Source organism: Bacillus sp. FSL H8-0492, from assembly GCF_038006145.1.
In the GTDB taxonomy this organism is placed as follows: Bacteria; Bacillota; Bacilli; order Bacillales; family Bacillaceae_G; genus Bacillus_A; species Bacillus_A mycoides.
The window spans coordinates 4035920-4049762 of the sequence record NZ_JBBOUP010000001.1 but is presented as its reverse complement, the minus strand read 5'-3'; the positions used below and the strand labels follow the sequence as shown (position 1 = coordinate 4049762).

The following is a 13843-nucleotide window of genomic DNA, read 5'->3' as shown; positions in this document are numbered from 1 at the left end:
AATTGTTTGAAGGTATAACAATTATTTGTCATTACTCATTTCCATATAGGTAGAAATAACCTTACGCGTAGTAAGGGTTTTTTTGAAACTACAGATTGACACTTTCTGTAGTTTCTTCTTTTTTATAATATGTAACCGTTAAATTATAATCTGTGCGTGGTGTCTAAATTATTCTCATGTCGTGTCGAATATTGAAAGATTATCATAGCGTGATAATGAAGGAATTCTAATGAAAGATATGGAAACTTTAATAAATACATCTCCATATGTCGTATCTACCATTTCCTCTTTCATTTAAGCAATGATACAGTAGAGGTAGTAATTAGAGTAAAGGGGTAAAGTGTAGAATGGATTTTCAAACGATCAAAGAGTATTTTTCACCAGAAAATATGGATCATATTGTTGAAAGTTATCGTGCGTTCGGACCGCTTCTCGGTATTGGCTTACCGATGATAGAGGCGCTTATTCCGGCATTGCCACTCATTGTGTTTGTGTTGGCGAATGCTGTTGCATTTGGTTTTTGGTTCGGTTTTCTTTATTCATGGATTGGGTCAGTAATTGGTGCAATGCTTGTATTTTTCATTATTCGTAGCTTTGGAAGAAGTCGTTTCTTTTCTTTTGTAAATAAGCATGAGAGAGTGCGAAAAGCGATGGGATGGATTGAAAGAAAAGGGTTCGCGCCAATCTTTGTTATATTTTGTTTTCCGTTCACACCATCTGCGCTTATAAATGTTGTAGCTGGTTTGTCTCGCATTAGCGTAAAACAGTTTGGACTAGCATTAGCATTTGGAAAGCTTGTTATGATCTTTATTTTAACGTATATCGGTCATGATTTAGCGTCATTTATTCATAAGCCCGTGAAATCGGTTATTGTGGGCGTTGTTATTTTTATTTTATGGTATGTCGGTAAAAAAATTGAAGTAAAGTTAGAACTACATTAGGAAAAGTCTTCTTTGTAAAGATAAGCTTCATCATTAAAGGGCGAGGGGAGAAGCGAATGAAGAAAACTTTGAAAAAAGAAGGGCTAGAGTGGGTAAGAACAATTTTAATTGGTGTACTATTAGCTGTATTTTTTCGAACGTTTTTCTTTTCAACGTACGTTGTAGAGGGGAAGTCAATGATGCCGACATTGCAAGATGGAAATATGCTCGTTGTGAATAAGGTGAGTTATCAAGTAGGGGACTTGAATCGATTTGATGTCGTCGTTTTTCATGCGAATAAAAAAGAGGACTATGTAAAGCGAATTATCGGTTTACCTGGGGATCATATCGAATATAAGCATGATAAACTATATATAAACGGACAATTCGTGGAGGAACCTTATTTAGAGACGTATAAGAAAGAGACGAATGGACGGCAATTAACAGGTGATTTTAAATTAGAAGAATTAACGAAAGAAAAGTTTGTACCACCTGGTTCTATTTTTGTAGTTGGTGACAACCGCCTTGGTAGCTGGGATAGTAGGCACTTCGGCTTTGTGAAAGCTGATACAGTTGTCGGTAAAGTTGATTTACGATATTGGCCGATTCAAGAGGTACAAACGAATTTTTCAAAAGGCTGATATAATAAAATGAGTATAAGGAAAAGACAAACGAGTATGTTTGTCTTTTTTATCGTCCTATAATACAATTATGATAGCAAACTAACGTTCGTTATGTAAGTGAAAGGTGGGGTTACATGTCACTTCGATTTGTGATTGGTAGAGCTGGAAGTGGAAAAAGTACACTTTGTTTACACGAAGTGCAAGAAGAGTTAAAACAGCGCCCAAGAGGGAAAACAATATTATATCTTGTGCCAGAACAGATGACATTCCAAACGCAGCAGGCGTTAATTGGGAGTGAAGATGTAAGAGGTTCTATTCGGGCACAAGTTTTTAGTTTTTCGCGATTAGCGTGGAAGGTGCTGCAAGAAGTTGGCGGAGCGAGTCGTCTTCATATTGATGAAGCTGGTGTACATATGTTGCTTCGTAAAATTGTAGAATCTCGTAAAGATGGACTATCTGTGTTTCAAAAAGCAGCGGAGCAAAACGGTTTCTTTGAACATCTTGGTAGTATGATTGCTGAGTTTAAACGTTACAATGTGACGCCGTCTAACGTATATGAAATGTGGCAACAATTAGACACGCATAGCAGTAGTGCAGAGCAAAAGCTACTAGCGAATAAAGTGTATGATTTACAGTTACTATATGATGATTTTGAACGTGCTTTAATCGGAAAGTATTTAGATTCAGAAGACTACTTACAATTATTAATTGAGAAGCTTTCAGACTCTGAGTATGTAAAAGGCGCGGAAATTTATATAGATGGATTCCATTCATTTTCTCCTCAAGAGCTAGAAATCGTTAGAGGGCTAATGAAATTAGGAACAAGAGTAACAATAACATTAACGATAGATGAAAAAACGTTAGCGCAGCCAGTGAATGAACTAGATTTATTTTATGAAACGACGTTAACGTATGAAAAAATAAAACAAGTAGCGCGTGAAGAGAAAATAGAAATTGAAAAAACAATTCCACTTATGGAACAACCGCGTTTTCATTCTCCAGCATTAGCTCATTTAGAAACGCATTATGAAGCGCGTCCGAATGAAAAGTATCATGGTGAAGCGAGTTTGACAATTAGTACAGCAGCTAATTTACGAGCTGAAGTAGAAGGTGTTGCTCGTGAAATTAGAAGACTTGTGGCGGCTGAAGACTATCGTTACCGAGATATCGCAGTCCTTCTTCGTAACGGAGAAAGTTATTACGACGTAATGCGAACGTTATTTACGGATTATAATATCCCGCATTTCATTGATGAAAAACGCCCGATGTCACATCATCCGCTAGTAGAATGTATTCGTTCGGCACTCGAGATTATTAGCGGGAATTGGCGTTATGATGCAGTGTTCCGCTGTGTGAAAACAGAACTTTTATATCCACTAGACGTAAGAAAAGAAGCGATGCGCGAAGAGATGGATGAGTTCGAAAACTACTGTTTAGCGTACGGTGTACAAGGGAAGAGATGGACTTCTGAAGATCCGTGGATGTATCGTCGTTATCGTTCTCTTGATGATGCGAGCGAAATGATAACAGACAGTGAGCGTGAAATGGAAGAGAAAATAAATCGACTTCGCGACGTTGTAAGAACGCCAGTTATTCGTATGCAAAAAAGACTGAAGCGTGCTGGAACAGTTATGCAAATGTGCGAAGCGGTATATTTATTTTTAGAGGAGCTTGACGTTCCGAAAAAACTAGAAGAATTACGTGTTCGTGCAGAAGAAAATGGAGATTTCTTATTTGCGACAGACCATGAGCAAGTATGGGAAGAAGTGATGAATCTTCTTGATACGTTCGTTGAGATGCTTGGCGAAGAGAAGATGTCCCTTTCAATGTTTACGGAGGTTATGTCGACAGGTCTTGAGGCACTTCAATTTACGAACATTCCGCCGTCACTAGATCAAGTGTTAGTTGCTAATATTGATCATTCTAGATTATCAGATATTAAAGCGACGTTCATTATTGGAGTAAATGAAGGAGTGATTCCAGCAGCGCCTATGGATGAAGGTATGCTTTCTGATGAGGAGAGAAATGTTCTCACCGCTGCAGGTATCGAATTAGCACCAACGACGAGACAAACTTTATTAGAAGAACAGTTCGTTATGTATCAAATGGTGACGAGAGCATCTGAGAAGTTATACATTTCCTGTCCGCTTGCGGATGAAGAAGGAAAGACGTTACTTGCTTCTAGTTTTATTAAAAAAATAAAAAGAATGTTCCCTGATGTGAAAGAATCGTTTATTACGAATGACGTAAATGACTTATCGCGTTCGGAACAAATCTCATATGTAGCAACGCCAGAAGTAACGTTGTCTTATGTCATGCAGCAACTGCAAACGTGGAAGCGATACGGATTTGAAGGGAATTTAGACTTTTGGTGGGATGTATATAACTTCTACGTTACTTCAGATGAATGGAAGCAAAAAAGTAGCCGTGTGTTATCAAGTTTATTCTACCGAAATCGTGCACAGAAACTAAGTACAGATGTAAGTAGGGATTTATATGGAGATACAATTAAGGGAAGCGTTTCTCGTATGGAACTATTTAATCGCTGTGCGTACGCTCATTTTGCCCAGCACGGTTTATCGCTAAGAGAGCGTGATATTTTCAAACTTGATGCGCCAGATATCGGTGAGTTATTCCATGCAGCGCTGAAGAGAATTGCAGACAAGCTATTACGTGAAAATCGGACTTGGGCGGATTTATCAATAAAAGAGTGTGAACACCTTTCTGCTTTAGTAATAGAAGAAATTGCACCGTTATTACAAAGACAAATTTTATTAAGTTCGAACCGTCATTTCTATTTAAAGCAAAAACTACAACAAATCATTTTCCGTACGTCACTTATTCTTCGTGAACATGCGAAGTCGAGTGGATTTGTACCAGTTGATTTAGAAGTACCGTTCGGTATGGGCGGGACTGGATCTCTTCCGCCAATGGAATTTGCGTTGCCAAATGGTGTGAAGATGGAAGTAGTTGGCCGTATTGACCGTGTTGATAAGGCGGAAGATGAGAGTGGTACGTTCCTTCGTATTATTGATTATAAATCAAGTTCGAAAGCGTTAGATTTAACAGAAGTGTATTACGGACTCGCACTTCAAATGTTAACGTATTTAGATGTTGTTACTTCAAATGCACATACGTGGATGAAAAAGGGCAGTACTGCATCACCGGCGGGTGTATTGTATTTCCATATTCATAACCCGATTGTTGAGATGAAAGGCGATGCATCTGAAGAAGAAATTGAGAAAGAAATTTTAAAGAAATTTAAAATGAAAGGTCTCGTACTAGGAGATGCTGACGTTGTGCGTTTAATGGATAATAAACTTTCAACAGGAAGCTCAGATATTATTTCTGCTGGTCTGAAAAAAGATGGTAGTTTTAGTGCGCGTTCTAGCATTGCAAGTGAACAAGAGTTTAACGTACTTCAAAAATATGTACACCACTCGTTTGAAAATATCGGAAAAGACATAACAGAAGGTGTTATCGATATTGCTCCTTACAAAAAGGGGAATAAAGCGGCATGTACGTTCTGTAACTTCAAATCTGTTTGTCAATTTGATGAATCACTTGAAGATAACCAATTCCGTACGTTAAAAGATATGAAAGATAGCGAAGCGATGGAGAAAATTAGAGAGGAGGTTGGCGGAGAATGATAGAAAATTGGCCTCAGAAACCAGAAGGTAGTCAATGGACAGATGACCAGTGGAAAGCGGTTGTAGCGAACGGACGTGATATTTTAGTCGCAGCGGCAGCTGGATCAGGGAAAACAGCGGTATTAGTTGAACGTATTATTAAAAAGATTATAAGTGAGGAAAATCCAGTCGATGTCGACCGCCTGCTCGTTGTAACATTTACGAATGCAGCGGCGCAAGAAATGAAAAATCGAATTGGGGAAGCGTTAGAAAAAGTATTAATTGATGGGCCAGGTTCACAGCATATAAGAAAGCAGCTTAGCTTATTAAATAAAGCTTCCATTTCTACAATTCATTCATTTTGTTTACAAGTTATTAGAGGATATTATTACATGCTTGATGTCGATCCTCGTTTTCGTATTGCGAACCAAACAGAAAATGAGTTATTAAAAGAAGAAGTGCTAGATGACATATTAGAAGAAGAATATGGAATCGAAGATAATAGTATTTTCTTTGAACTAGTTGATCGTTATACGAGTGACCGTAGTGACGATGACTTACAACGAATGATTTTAGCGCTTCATACAGAATCAAGAGCGCATCCAAACCCGGAGAAGTGGCTTGATAAATTAGTAGAAGCATACGACGTTGAAGGAAAGACGATTGAAGATTTAGTGTACGCTTCTTACTTATTAGAAGATGTGAAGTTTCAGCTTGAAACAGCGGAAAAGCATATTCGTAAGGCGACTGAACTCGCAATGCTTCCTGATGGTCCAGCGTCTCGCGTTGAAACTTTACAAGCGGATTTAGCTTTACTTGGAACGTTATCCTCAGCAGCTCGTGGATCGTGGACAAGCGTTTATGAAGCGATGCAAAATGTATCGTGGCAAACGTTAAAGCGTATTAAAAAAAGTGATTACAACGAAGATGTTGTAAAACAAGTAGATTCTCTTCGTAATAAAGCGAAAGATGAAGTGAAGAAATTACAAGAAGAGCTATTTAGCCGCAGACCCGAAAGTTTCTTACGAGATTTTCAAGATATGCATCCTGTATTAGAAAAACTCGTGAAGCTTGTAAAAGTATTTACAGAGCGTTTCCAAGCGATTAAGCGAGATAAAGGAATGGTCGATTTCACAGATTTAGAGCATTTCTGTTTGCAAATTTTAAGCGAGCAAAGTGAAGGCGGTGAAATGAAGCCGTCAGCAGTAGCACTTCAATATCGTAATAAATTTGCTGAAGTACTAGTTGATGAATATCAAGATACGAACTTCGTACAGGAATCAATTATTAAATTCGTAACGAAAGATTCTGAGAGTGAAGGAAACTTGTTCATGGTAGGTGACGTAAAACAGTCAATCTATCGTTTCCGACTAGCAGAGCCTGGTTTATTCTTAGGAAAATATAAACGTTTCACACAAGAAGGATCGGGCGGCGGAATGAAGATTGACTTAGCGAAAAACTTCCGTAGCCGTCATGAAGTGCTAGCAGGTACGAACTTTATTTTCAAACAAATTATGGGCGAAGAAGTCGGCGAAATTGATTATGATGCTGACGCTGAATTAAAGCTAGGTGCTAGCTATCCAGAAGGTGAAGATGTAGCGGCAGAGCTATTATGTATTCAGCAAACTGAGGAAGAAGTGCAAGACGGTGAAGAAGGTGCCGAAGTAGAAAAAGCGCAGCTTGAAGCTCGTCTTATGGCGCAGCGTATTAAAGCAATGGTCGATTCAGGCTATGAAGTGTATGATCGTAAAACTGATAGTATGCGCCCAGTGCAATATCGTGATTTCGTTATTTTACTTCGCTCCATGCCATGGGCGCCGCAAATTATGGAAGAGTTAAAACTACAAGGAATTCCGGTATATGCTGACCTTGCGACTGGTTACTTTGAAGCGACAGAAGTAAATATTATGATGAACGTATTCCGCGTCATTGATAACCCGATGCAAGATATTCCGCTTGCAGCTGTACTTCGTTCACCGATCGTTGGACTAAATGACGAAGAACTTGCGACGCTTCGTGCTCATGGAAAGAAAGGCTCGTTTTATGAAGTGATGAGCTCATTCTTAAAGGGAGCGCCGCTTGAAGAAGAACAAGAATTGCATGATAAATTAGAGTGGTTTTATAACTTACTGCAAGGGTGGCGTGAATTTGCGCGTCAACAATCTCTTTCTGATTTAATTTGGAAAGTGTACGGTGAGACAGGCTATTACGACTTTGTCGGCGGTTTACCAGCCGGAAAGCAAAGGCAGGCAAACTTACGCGTACTATATGACCGTGCAAGACAATATGAAGCAACATCGTTTAGAGGATTATTCCGCTTCTTGCGCTTTATTGAGCGTATTTTAGAACGCGGAGATGATATGGGAACGGCGAGAGCCCTTGGAGAACAAGAAGATGTTGTTCGCATTATGACGATTCATAAAAGTAAAGGGCTAGAGTTCCCAGTCGTATTTGTAGCTGGACTTGGTCGCCGTTTTAATACACAAGATTTAATGAAGCGTTTCTTACTTCATAAAGATTTCGGTTTCGGTTCACAATTTATCGATCCTCGTAAACGAATTAAATATACGACATTATCGCAACTAGCGATTAAGCGTAAAATGAAGATGGAATTAATTGCGGAAGAAATGCGCGTACTATACGTAGCGTTAACACGTGCAAAAGAGAAGTTAATTTTAATTGGAACAGTTAAAGATGCAAATAAAGAAATGGAAAAATGGCTCGATGCAAGAGAGCATAGTGAATGGTTATTACCAGACCATATTCGTGCCGGAGCGTCTTGCTACTTAGACTGGATTGCACCTTCCTTATATAGACACCGTGATAGTGAAATGCTTCTTGAATTAGGACAAGGAAATATTCCAGGCGAAATTTATGAATATAGTGCTAGCTGGAAAGTAGAAGTTGTTGAAGGAAAAGATTTACTTGCACCAGAACCAGTTCAAGAAGAGAAACAAGAGTTATTAGAAGCGCTTCGCGATAAAAAAGCTGTTCCGTTAGAAAGTGAACGGAAAGAAGAAGTGTACGACAGATTGATGTGGGAATACGGGTATGCGGACGCGACATCTCACCGTGCGAAACAGTCTGTTACAGAAATAAAGAGAAATTATCAATCTGAAGAAGGTAGCGATAACGCCTTTATTAAAAAACTTCGTGCACCAATTAAAACACGTCCGCGCTTTATGGAGAAAAAAGGGCTAACATACGCAGAGCGAGGGACAGCACTCCATGCCGTTATGCAGCATGTAGATTTGAAGAAACCAATTACGATTGAAGTTCTTCAAGAACAAATTGCAAGAATGGTAAATAAAGAACTATTAACATTTGAACAAGCTGAAGAAATAGCGATTGAAAAGGTAATTTCATTCTTTGACAGTGACTTAGGTAAAAGGGTATTAGCAGCAAAAAGTGTTGAGCGCGAAGTACCATTTACGATGATGCTTTCAGCAGAAGAAGCGTATCAAGATTGGCAAGGGAAGAAAGGCGAATCAATACTTGTCCAAGGGGTTATCGACTGCATGATCGAAGAGGAAGACGGAATTACTTTAATCGACTTTAAAACAGATACGATTGAAGGAAAGTTCCCAGGCGGATTTGATCAAGCGAAACCAATTTTAGAAGACCGATACAAAGTACAGCTTTCACTATATGCAAAAGCACTCGAGAAAAGCTTAAAACATCCTGTGAAAGAGAAATGTTTATATTTCTTTGATGGAAATCATGTTGTAAATATTGACGAATAGAGCTTAGAAAGGGGTTATGGATTATGGCGACGTTAAGAACTTGTGATCAAGGACACGAGTACTACAAAAGTAGCGATTGTCCAACTTGCCCAACCTGTGAGAAAGAGAGAAAGCCAAAAGAAGGCTTTCTTTCTCTTCTTTCAGCACCAGCAAGGCGAGCGTTAGAGCACCATGGAATTCATACTCTAGAAGAACTTTCAAAGTATAGTGAAAAAGAAATTTTGAAACTGCACGGTATAGGGCCAGCATCTTTACCTAAATTGAGAACGGCTTTAGAAGATAAGGGATTATCATTTAAATAAAGAAAAACTAATCATTAGTGGGGAGTAGTATCTTCACTAATGATTAGTTTATATAATCGAATTGATTATAATATTAAGAAAGGAAGTGCAATACTATGGATTTCGAAACAGTAATGCAAGAGCTTGAAACTCTCGGTAAGGAACGAACTAAAAAAATATACATATCTAATGGTGCAAAGGAGCCACTTTTTGGCGTAGCTACAGGTGCTATGAAACCAATCGCGAAGAAAATAAAAATCAATCAAAGTTTAGCTGAAGAGCTTTATGCTACAGGTAACTATGATGCGATGTACTTTGCAGGCATTATTGCAGATCCAAAAACTATGAACGAATCGGATTTTGATCGTTGGATGGATGGGGCGTACTTTTATATGCTGTCCGATTATGTGGTAGCAGTAACTTTATCAGAGTCAGATTTTGCACAAGACGTTGCTGATAAATGGATTGCAAGTGGTGACGAACTAAGAATGTCAGCGGGATGGAGTTGCTACTGCTGGCTTTTAGGGAATCGAAAAGACCATGAATTTTCCGAAAGTAAGATTGCCAATATGCTAGAAGTTGTAAAAAATACAATTCATGATGCGCCAGAACGTACGAAATCCGCTATGAATAATTTTCTAAACACTGTGGGGATTTCATATGTGCCGCTACATGAAAAGGCAGTTGAAACTGCAAAGGAAGTAGGCATAGTGGAGCTAAAACGGGACAACAAGAAAAGTAGTTTTCTAAATGCTTACGAAAGTATTCATAAAGAACTTGATAGAGGAAGACTCGGATTCAAACGTAAATATGTAAGATGTTAAAATTAAAAGAAACAGCCCTAGCTCTACACAAAATAGAGCTAAAGCTGTTTCTTTTTTACGCTGTTCCAATTTGATCTTGGTCTGCAACGTCCGAATCAAATGTATTTGTTGCGCTAACGCCGCTAAAAGTGTTGACGACAAATCCGACATTGGAAGCCCCAGAGCCGTTATAAGCTTTCGTATTTTCTTTCGGAGACACGTTATAAAAATCTCCTAAGTTGAAAGAGCCGTTACTGTTTTGAACGACAAGATTTCCTACAACCGAAGGCATACCATCCACCTACTTTACTAAGCTTTTTAATTACTATATGAATTATTTAGAGGAAGGTTCATCAGTAATAAATTGGCGGATTTGTAGCGTGCGAGAATTATTAAAAACATAGTCAACATTGCCGATTTGGAAGCACGCGGAATTTAAAATTGTTCGCAAGTGAACATCATTTACTTCAATAAAAGGGCACTCATTTACAATATTTAGTTTTACATCTGTTGTTCGCTTTGGAATTGTAATGTACTCATCTGTAAAGATTTCAAACGCATCAAAACGACCTTCACCTTTTATATAACAAGGGATTTCTCGATGAACGATAAGTGCTCTATTTTTTAATTCTATTTGATTAGAATCCCCGGCCTGGAAGACAGCTGCAACCCCCATAGAAACGATAGAAACATTTTGTACAATTGAAGTATGACGGAGCATAATTTTTCCTCTCCTCAACCTGGAGTCGGAGGGACATCTGTTACTAATGGTACAAATGGTCCCTCTGTAACAGATTCGAATGGCGTATCAAGAATAGAAGAAAGGATGAGAAGGTTTGCATCTCCAATTAAAAATAATGCGGAAGAAGAAACCCCGTTCATTTTAATCTGGCCTACTTTTAACTCGCGGTTTACAACATTTAAATTCATGCATACTCACTCCTTTCGGAAATTGCCCGGTATGTGTTGAATAAAGGAAAGGAACGCCTTGTCAATATCTTGTTTCATCGCTTGAATAATGATGTCTCGTAAATAATCGGGATCTGTGGAAATACCCTCATACGATTGAACTTGTGATAAATAATATGGAAGTCTATGTTCCATCTGTTTTTTTATGTCATCCACCATCATTTGTCGATACATCTCATCAAGCGGCGTTCTCTCTTCTTGTTCAAAATGGAGAATTCGACTATATGCTTCTTCATCTAAATAGCGATGCATTTCTTGGAGGATACCTTGATAAAAGTCTGGATTTGTTTCTGTTTCAGGATTTACTTTTAATGTTTCTGTATCCACTTGAAAATCTTCAATTTGTTGCCCTTTTGTTGAAAATGGATTCAAGCCAATATTTAAAGTGCCGTTTAAATTTTCTACTTTTAATTGATCGAATTTATATTCCACTTTTCCTATAGAAGAGGAGGGACGACTTTTTAACTCATTAAGCTCTTCTTGTAGTAGGCGAACTTGCTCTTCAAGGTTTAGAATAGTTTGCTGCTGTATTTGGAGAGCTTGTTGAAGTTGGTGTAGGTAAGTATATATATCTTGATTCATTTGTGAAACCTCCTTTTCAATAGGGAGGGGAAATATATTCCTGCTATATATTTATGACAAGGATACCTTAAGAAGAACTAGTTGATGGTTTGATGGAAATAATTTGTCCTTTCGCATGTAAAGGGCGAAGCGGTTCTGTAAATCCGCCAGAATTTGAGAATTTAGAAAGAGCCTTAATACTACCTGCAGTTCCAATTTGAAAAACGGAAGAGGTCGTAATGCTATCGATTTTAATGCTGTTAATGATGATACTTTGGTTCACATAAAAATTCAATGCAATCGCCCCCTTTAGTTCGAACCAATTATTGCTTGATCAATTACATCTGAATCATTGACGGTCGTTGAGCTTTGATAATTGTAGACAGAGACGTTATCCCCAACATTAAATGAACCGGCTCCGGCAAAAGCGCGTGAATAACTAATAGGCCTAATCGCAAATACATCTCCAATATGAAAAATACCACTTGATCCAATGTTAACGATACGAATATGTCCGACCATAGCTGGCATACAAAACACCTTTCGTTTTTAAAATTTTCTTTTCTACTATTGTATGGGCGTTTTCAATAAAATGTGTATTTTTTCGAAATAAAAGAAACACATACGTTATTGCGTATGTGTTTCGAACATTTGAGTATGTGTGCAATCTGTATGTATAGGCCAAACAACATTTAAGAGCCTGTCCAATTCCTGGCTACAATCTACTGTTTTTTGAGAAGTCATTCCGTAGCGTTCAGCAAAATAGATCATTTTTTCGCGTTTTTTTTCGATAGCTTGCTCAAACATTGAAATCGGCTCCATCTCTCAATAAATTTTATGTATATATGTAGTACATATTATACAAAAATCCCATAAAAAAGAAACATCTTCGCTAAAAAAAGTATAATTTCTACATTTTATGTCAAATAACGGATGAGGAACAAATGTAAGAATGGTTGAATATTGTAAAAATTAGCGTGTGTAAGAAGGTTTTTTTCTTAAGGATGCGAATACAATTATAGGGTATGAGTTTTAGGATGGAGAGTGGAAATGTTGCGTTTTGTAACGGCGAAGAAAGAAGAAAAAGTATTTGTAGGTATTGTGGATGAAGAGGAAGAAAAGGTATTACATTTAAGAGAAGCGCAAAGACAAAAAGGGGAAAAGGTTACTATCCCAATTACCATGTTAGAGTGTATTGAAAGAGGAAGCGAATGTCTTGAGAAAGTGTACGATATTGTAAATTGGGCGAAGGAAAATGCGGGATCGGCGTATTATCCGTTAGCAGAGGTGAAAATATTAGCACCGATTCCAAGGCCGAGAAAAAATATTCTTTGTGTTGGAAAGAACTATCGTGAGCATGCGGTAGAAATGGGCGGAGTAGAGTCTATCCCTGAAAATATAATGATTTTTACAAAGGCGCCAACAACAGTGATTGGAATTGATGAGCAAATTAATGGTCACCCTCACGCGACGAATGAACTTGATTACGAAGGTGAACTAGCAATCGTTATCGGTAAGCGAGGGAAACAAATAAAAATAGAAAAAGCTCTTGATCATGTTTTTGGATATACAGTTATAAATGATGTAACTGCTCGGGATATTCAAAGAAAACATAAACAATTTTTCCTAGGGAAAAGTTTCGATACATTTTGTCCGATGGGACCGTATTTAATTCATAAATCGATGGTTAGAACGCCGAATGCATTACACATTGAAACAGTGGTAAATGGAGAAGTAAGGCAAACTTCAAATACGAGAGAAATGATTTTTTCAGTAGAAGAAATTATTTCAACTATAAGTAAAGGCATGACATTAGAGCCAGGAGATATCATTGCAACAGGGACACCAGCTGGTGTTGGTAAAGGTTTTACACCACCGAAGTTTTTACATGCTGGTGATGAAGTTGTTATTACAGTAGAGGGAATTGGTACGCTTAGAAATATTGTGAAATGAAAAAAGAGCTATCTTGTGAAAAGATAGCTCTTTTCTATGGGTGTGGATTAACGGAGTAATCTATGATGGCGAAAATATACAATCCGATTAATGCTAAAGTACAAATTCCAATTAGCATAACTGCAAGTGCGCTTCTCTCACGGCCAAAACCGAAAATTGTAAGGAAAACAGCAGCCCAAAATGATGTTTTGAGTAGTGTGAATGTATTAGGAGTTGAATAATGGCTGAGTAAAGTTGTAGATAATATGAAGCCGATGAATGTCATAGAAATAAAAATTGTAGCTAAATTGTTAATGTGTTTACCGTATTTCAATAGCATACAGTTACCCCCTTTTTAACAAAAACAGAATATTCAATTTTA

15 protein-coding genes are annotated in these 13843 nt (G+C 37.9%); 7 read left to right on the top strand and 8 right to left on the bottom strand.

Going from position 1 to position 13843, the window contains the following annotated elements; all coding sequences use genetic code 11:
- The first annotated feature begins 347 nt into the window (after positions 1–347).
- The 6 genes from MHH66_RS20805 (at position 348) to MHH66_RS20780 (ending at position 10020) form a co-directional block, all read left to right on the top strand.
- Positions 348–941, top strand: a complete 594-nt coding sequence (locus MHH66_RS20805) for a TVP38/TMEM64 family protein (protein WP_002140801.1) — start codon at positions 348–350, stop codon at positions 939–941.
- Positions 942–997: 56 nt separating this feature from the next.
- A complete protein-coding gene (lepB, locus tag MHH66_RS20800) occupies positions 998–1561 on the top strand; it encodes a signal peptidase I (RefSeq protein WP_016119804.1) in 564 nt (187 codons plus the stop codon).
- A gap of 116 nt (positions 1562–1677) precedes the next feature.
- Positions 1678–5193, top strand: coding sequence for a helicase-exonuclease AddAB subunit AddB (gene addB / locus MHH66_RS20795; RefSeq protein ID WP_078184075.1), 3516 nt, complete (start codon positions 1678–1680; stop codon positions 5191–5193).
- Entirely contained in the window at positions 5190–8915 is a 3726-nt protein-coding gene (addA, locus tag MHH66_RS20790) for a helicase-exonuclease AddAB subunit AddA (RefSeq protein WP_078184076.1), read from the top strand. Before addB ends, addA begins: the two co-directional genes overlap by 4 nt.
- Positions 8916–8938: 23 nt before the next feature.
- Positions 8939–9217, top strand: coding sequence for an RNA polymerase alpha subunit C-terminal domain-containing protein (locus MHH66_RS20785; protein WP_002064201.1), 279 nt, complete (start codon positions 8939–8941; stop codon positions 9215–9217).
- Positions 9218–9312: 95 nt separating this feature from the next.
- A complete protein-coding gene (locus tag MHH66_RS20780; RefSeq protein ID WP_078184077.1) occupies positions 9313–10020 on the top strand; it encodes a DNA alkylation repair protein in 708 nt (235 codons plus the stop codon).
- 55 nt (positions 10021–10075) lie between these two features.
- On the opposite strand, the gene gerPF is transcribed toward MHH66_RS20780, so the two are convergent.
- The 7 genes from gerPF to MHH66_RS20745 all read right to left on the bottom strand — a co-directional run bounded on the left by gerPF (position 10076) and on the right by MHH66_RS20745 (position 12336).
- Positions 10076–10291, bottom strand: coding sequence for a spore germination protein GerPF (gene gerPF, locus MHH66_RS20775; RefSeq protein WP_001141570.1), 216 nt, complete (start codon positions 10289–10291; stop codon positions 10076–10078).
- 42 nt (positions 10292–10333) lie between these two features.
- Positions 10334–10720 (bottom strand): spore germination protein GerPE, encoded by a 387-nt coding sequence (locus MHH66_RS20770; protein WP_063218741.1) that lies wholly within the window; start codon positions 10718–10720, stop codon positions 10334–10336.
- Between the two features lie 14 nt (positions 10721–10734).
- The gene (gene gerPD, locus MHH66_RS20765; RefSeq protein WP_001052805.1) at positions 10735–10929 is read right to left on the bottom strand and encodes a spore germination protein GerPD; all 195 of its coding nucleotides are present in this window, start codon (positions 10927–10929) and stop codon (positions 10735–10737) included.
- Between the two features lie 6 nt (positions 10930–10935).
- A complete protein-coding gene (gene gerPC / locus MHH66_RS20760) occupies positions 10936–11550 on the bottom strand; it encodes a spore germination protein GerPC (protein WP_001070757.1) in 615 nt (204 codons plus the stop codon).
- Positions 11551–11617: 67 nt separating this feature from the next.
- Positions 11618–11824 carry a spore germination protein GerPB gene (gerPB, locus tag MHH66_RS20755; protein WP_001012505.1) on the bottom strand — a complete coding sequence of 69 codons (207 nt, stop codon included), beginning with the start codon at positions 11822–11824 and terminating at the stop codon, positions 11618–11620.
- A 14-nt stretch (positions 11825–11838) separates the two neighbouring features.
- Positions 11839–12060: a spore germination protein GerPA gene (gene gerPA / locus MHH66_RS20750; RefSeq protein WP_001111190.1), complete on the bottom strand. Its 222-nt coding sequence runs from the start codon at positions 12058–12060 to the stop codon at positions 11839–11841.
- Positions 12061–12156: 96 nt separating this feature from the next.
- Positions 12157–12336, bottom strand: coding sequence for an aspartyl-phosphate phosphatase Spo0E family protein (locus MHH66_RS20745; RefSeq protein ID WP_002087032.1), 180 nt, complete (start codon positions 12334–12336; stop codon positions 12157–12159).
- Positions 12337–12579: 243 nt separating this feature from the next.
- Between MHH66_RS20745 and MHH66_RS20740 the strand changes: the two genes are divergently transcribed.
- Positions 12580–13482, top strand: coding sequence for a fumarylacetoacetate hydrolase family protein (locus tag MHH66_RS20740; RefSeq protein ID WP_002125896.1), 903 nt, complete (start codon positions 12580–12582; stop codon positions 13480–13482).
- A 34-nt stretch (positions 13483–13516) separates the two neighbouring features.
- Here MHH66_RS20740 and MHH66_RS20735 read toward each other — a convergent pair whose 3' ends face one another.
- Positions 13517–13801, bottom strand: a complete 285-nt coding sequence (locus tag MHH66_RS20735) for a hypothetical protein (RefSeq protein WP_078184078.1) — start codon at positions 13799–13801, stop codon at positions 13517–13519.
- Between the last annotated feature and the right edge of the window lie 42 nt (positions 13802–13843).

Bases quoted from the DNA above. Each gene is read 5' to 3' on its own strand.
- MHH66_RS20805 (WP_002140801.1), top strand. From the start codon at position 348: ATGGATTTTCAAACGATCAAAGAGTATTTTTCACCAGAAAATATGGAT.
- lepB (WP_016119804.1), top strand. From the start codon at position 998: ATGAAGAAAACTTTGAAAAAAGAAGGGCTAGAGTGGGTAAGAACAATT.
- addB (WP_078184075.1), top strand. From the start codon at position 1,678: ATGTCACTTCGATTTGTGATTGGTAGAGCTGGAAGTGGAAAAAGTACA.
- addA (WP_078184076.1), top strand. From the start codon at position 5,190: ATGATAGAAAATTGGCCTCAGAAACCAGAAGGTAGTCAATGGACAGAT.
- MHH66_RS20785 (WP_002064201.1), top strand. From the start codon at position 8,939: ATGGCGACGTTAAGAACTTGTGATCAAGGACACGAGTACTACAAAAGT.
- MHH66_RS20780 (WP_078184077.1), top strand. From the start codon at position 9,313: ATGGATTTCGAAACAGTAATGCAAGAGCTTGAAACTCTCGGTAAGGAA.
- gerPF (WP_001141570.1), bottom strand. From the start codon at position 10,291: ATGCCTTCGGTTGTAGGAAATCTTGTCGTTCAAAACAGTAACGGCTCT.
- MHH66_RS20770 (WP_063218741.1), bottom strand. From the start codon at position 10,720: ATGCTCCGTCATACTTCAATTGTACAAAATGTTTCTATCGTTTCTATG.
- gerPD (WP_001052805.1), bottom strand. From the start codon at position 10,929: ATGAATTTAAATGTTGTAAACCGCGAGTTAAAAGTAGGCCAGATTAAA.
- gerPC (WP_001070757.1), bottom strand. From the start codon at position 11,550: ATGAATCAAGATATATATACTTACCTACACCAACTTCAACAAGCTCTC.
- gerPA (WP_001111190.1), bottom strand. From the start codon at position 12,060: ATGCCAGCTATGGTCGGACATATTCGTATCGTTAACATTGGATCAAGT.
- MHH66_RS20745 (WP_002087032.1), bottom strand. From the start codon at position 12,336: ATGTTTGAGCAAGCTATCGAAAAAAAACGCGAAAAAATGATCTATTTT.
- MHH66_RS20740 (WP_002125896.1), top strand. From the start codon at position 12,580: ATGTTGCGTTTTGTAACGGCGAAGAAAGAAGAAAAAGTATTTGTAGGT.
- MHH66_RS20735 (WP_078184078.1), bottom strand. From the start codon at position 13,801: ATGCTATTGAAATACGGTAAACACATTAACAATTTAGCTACAATTTTT.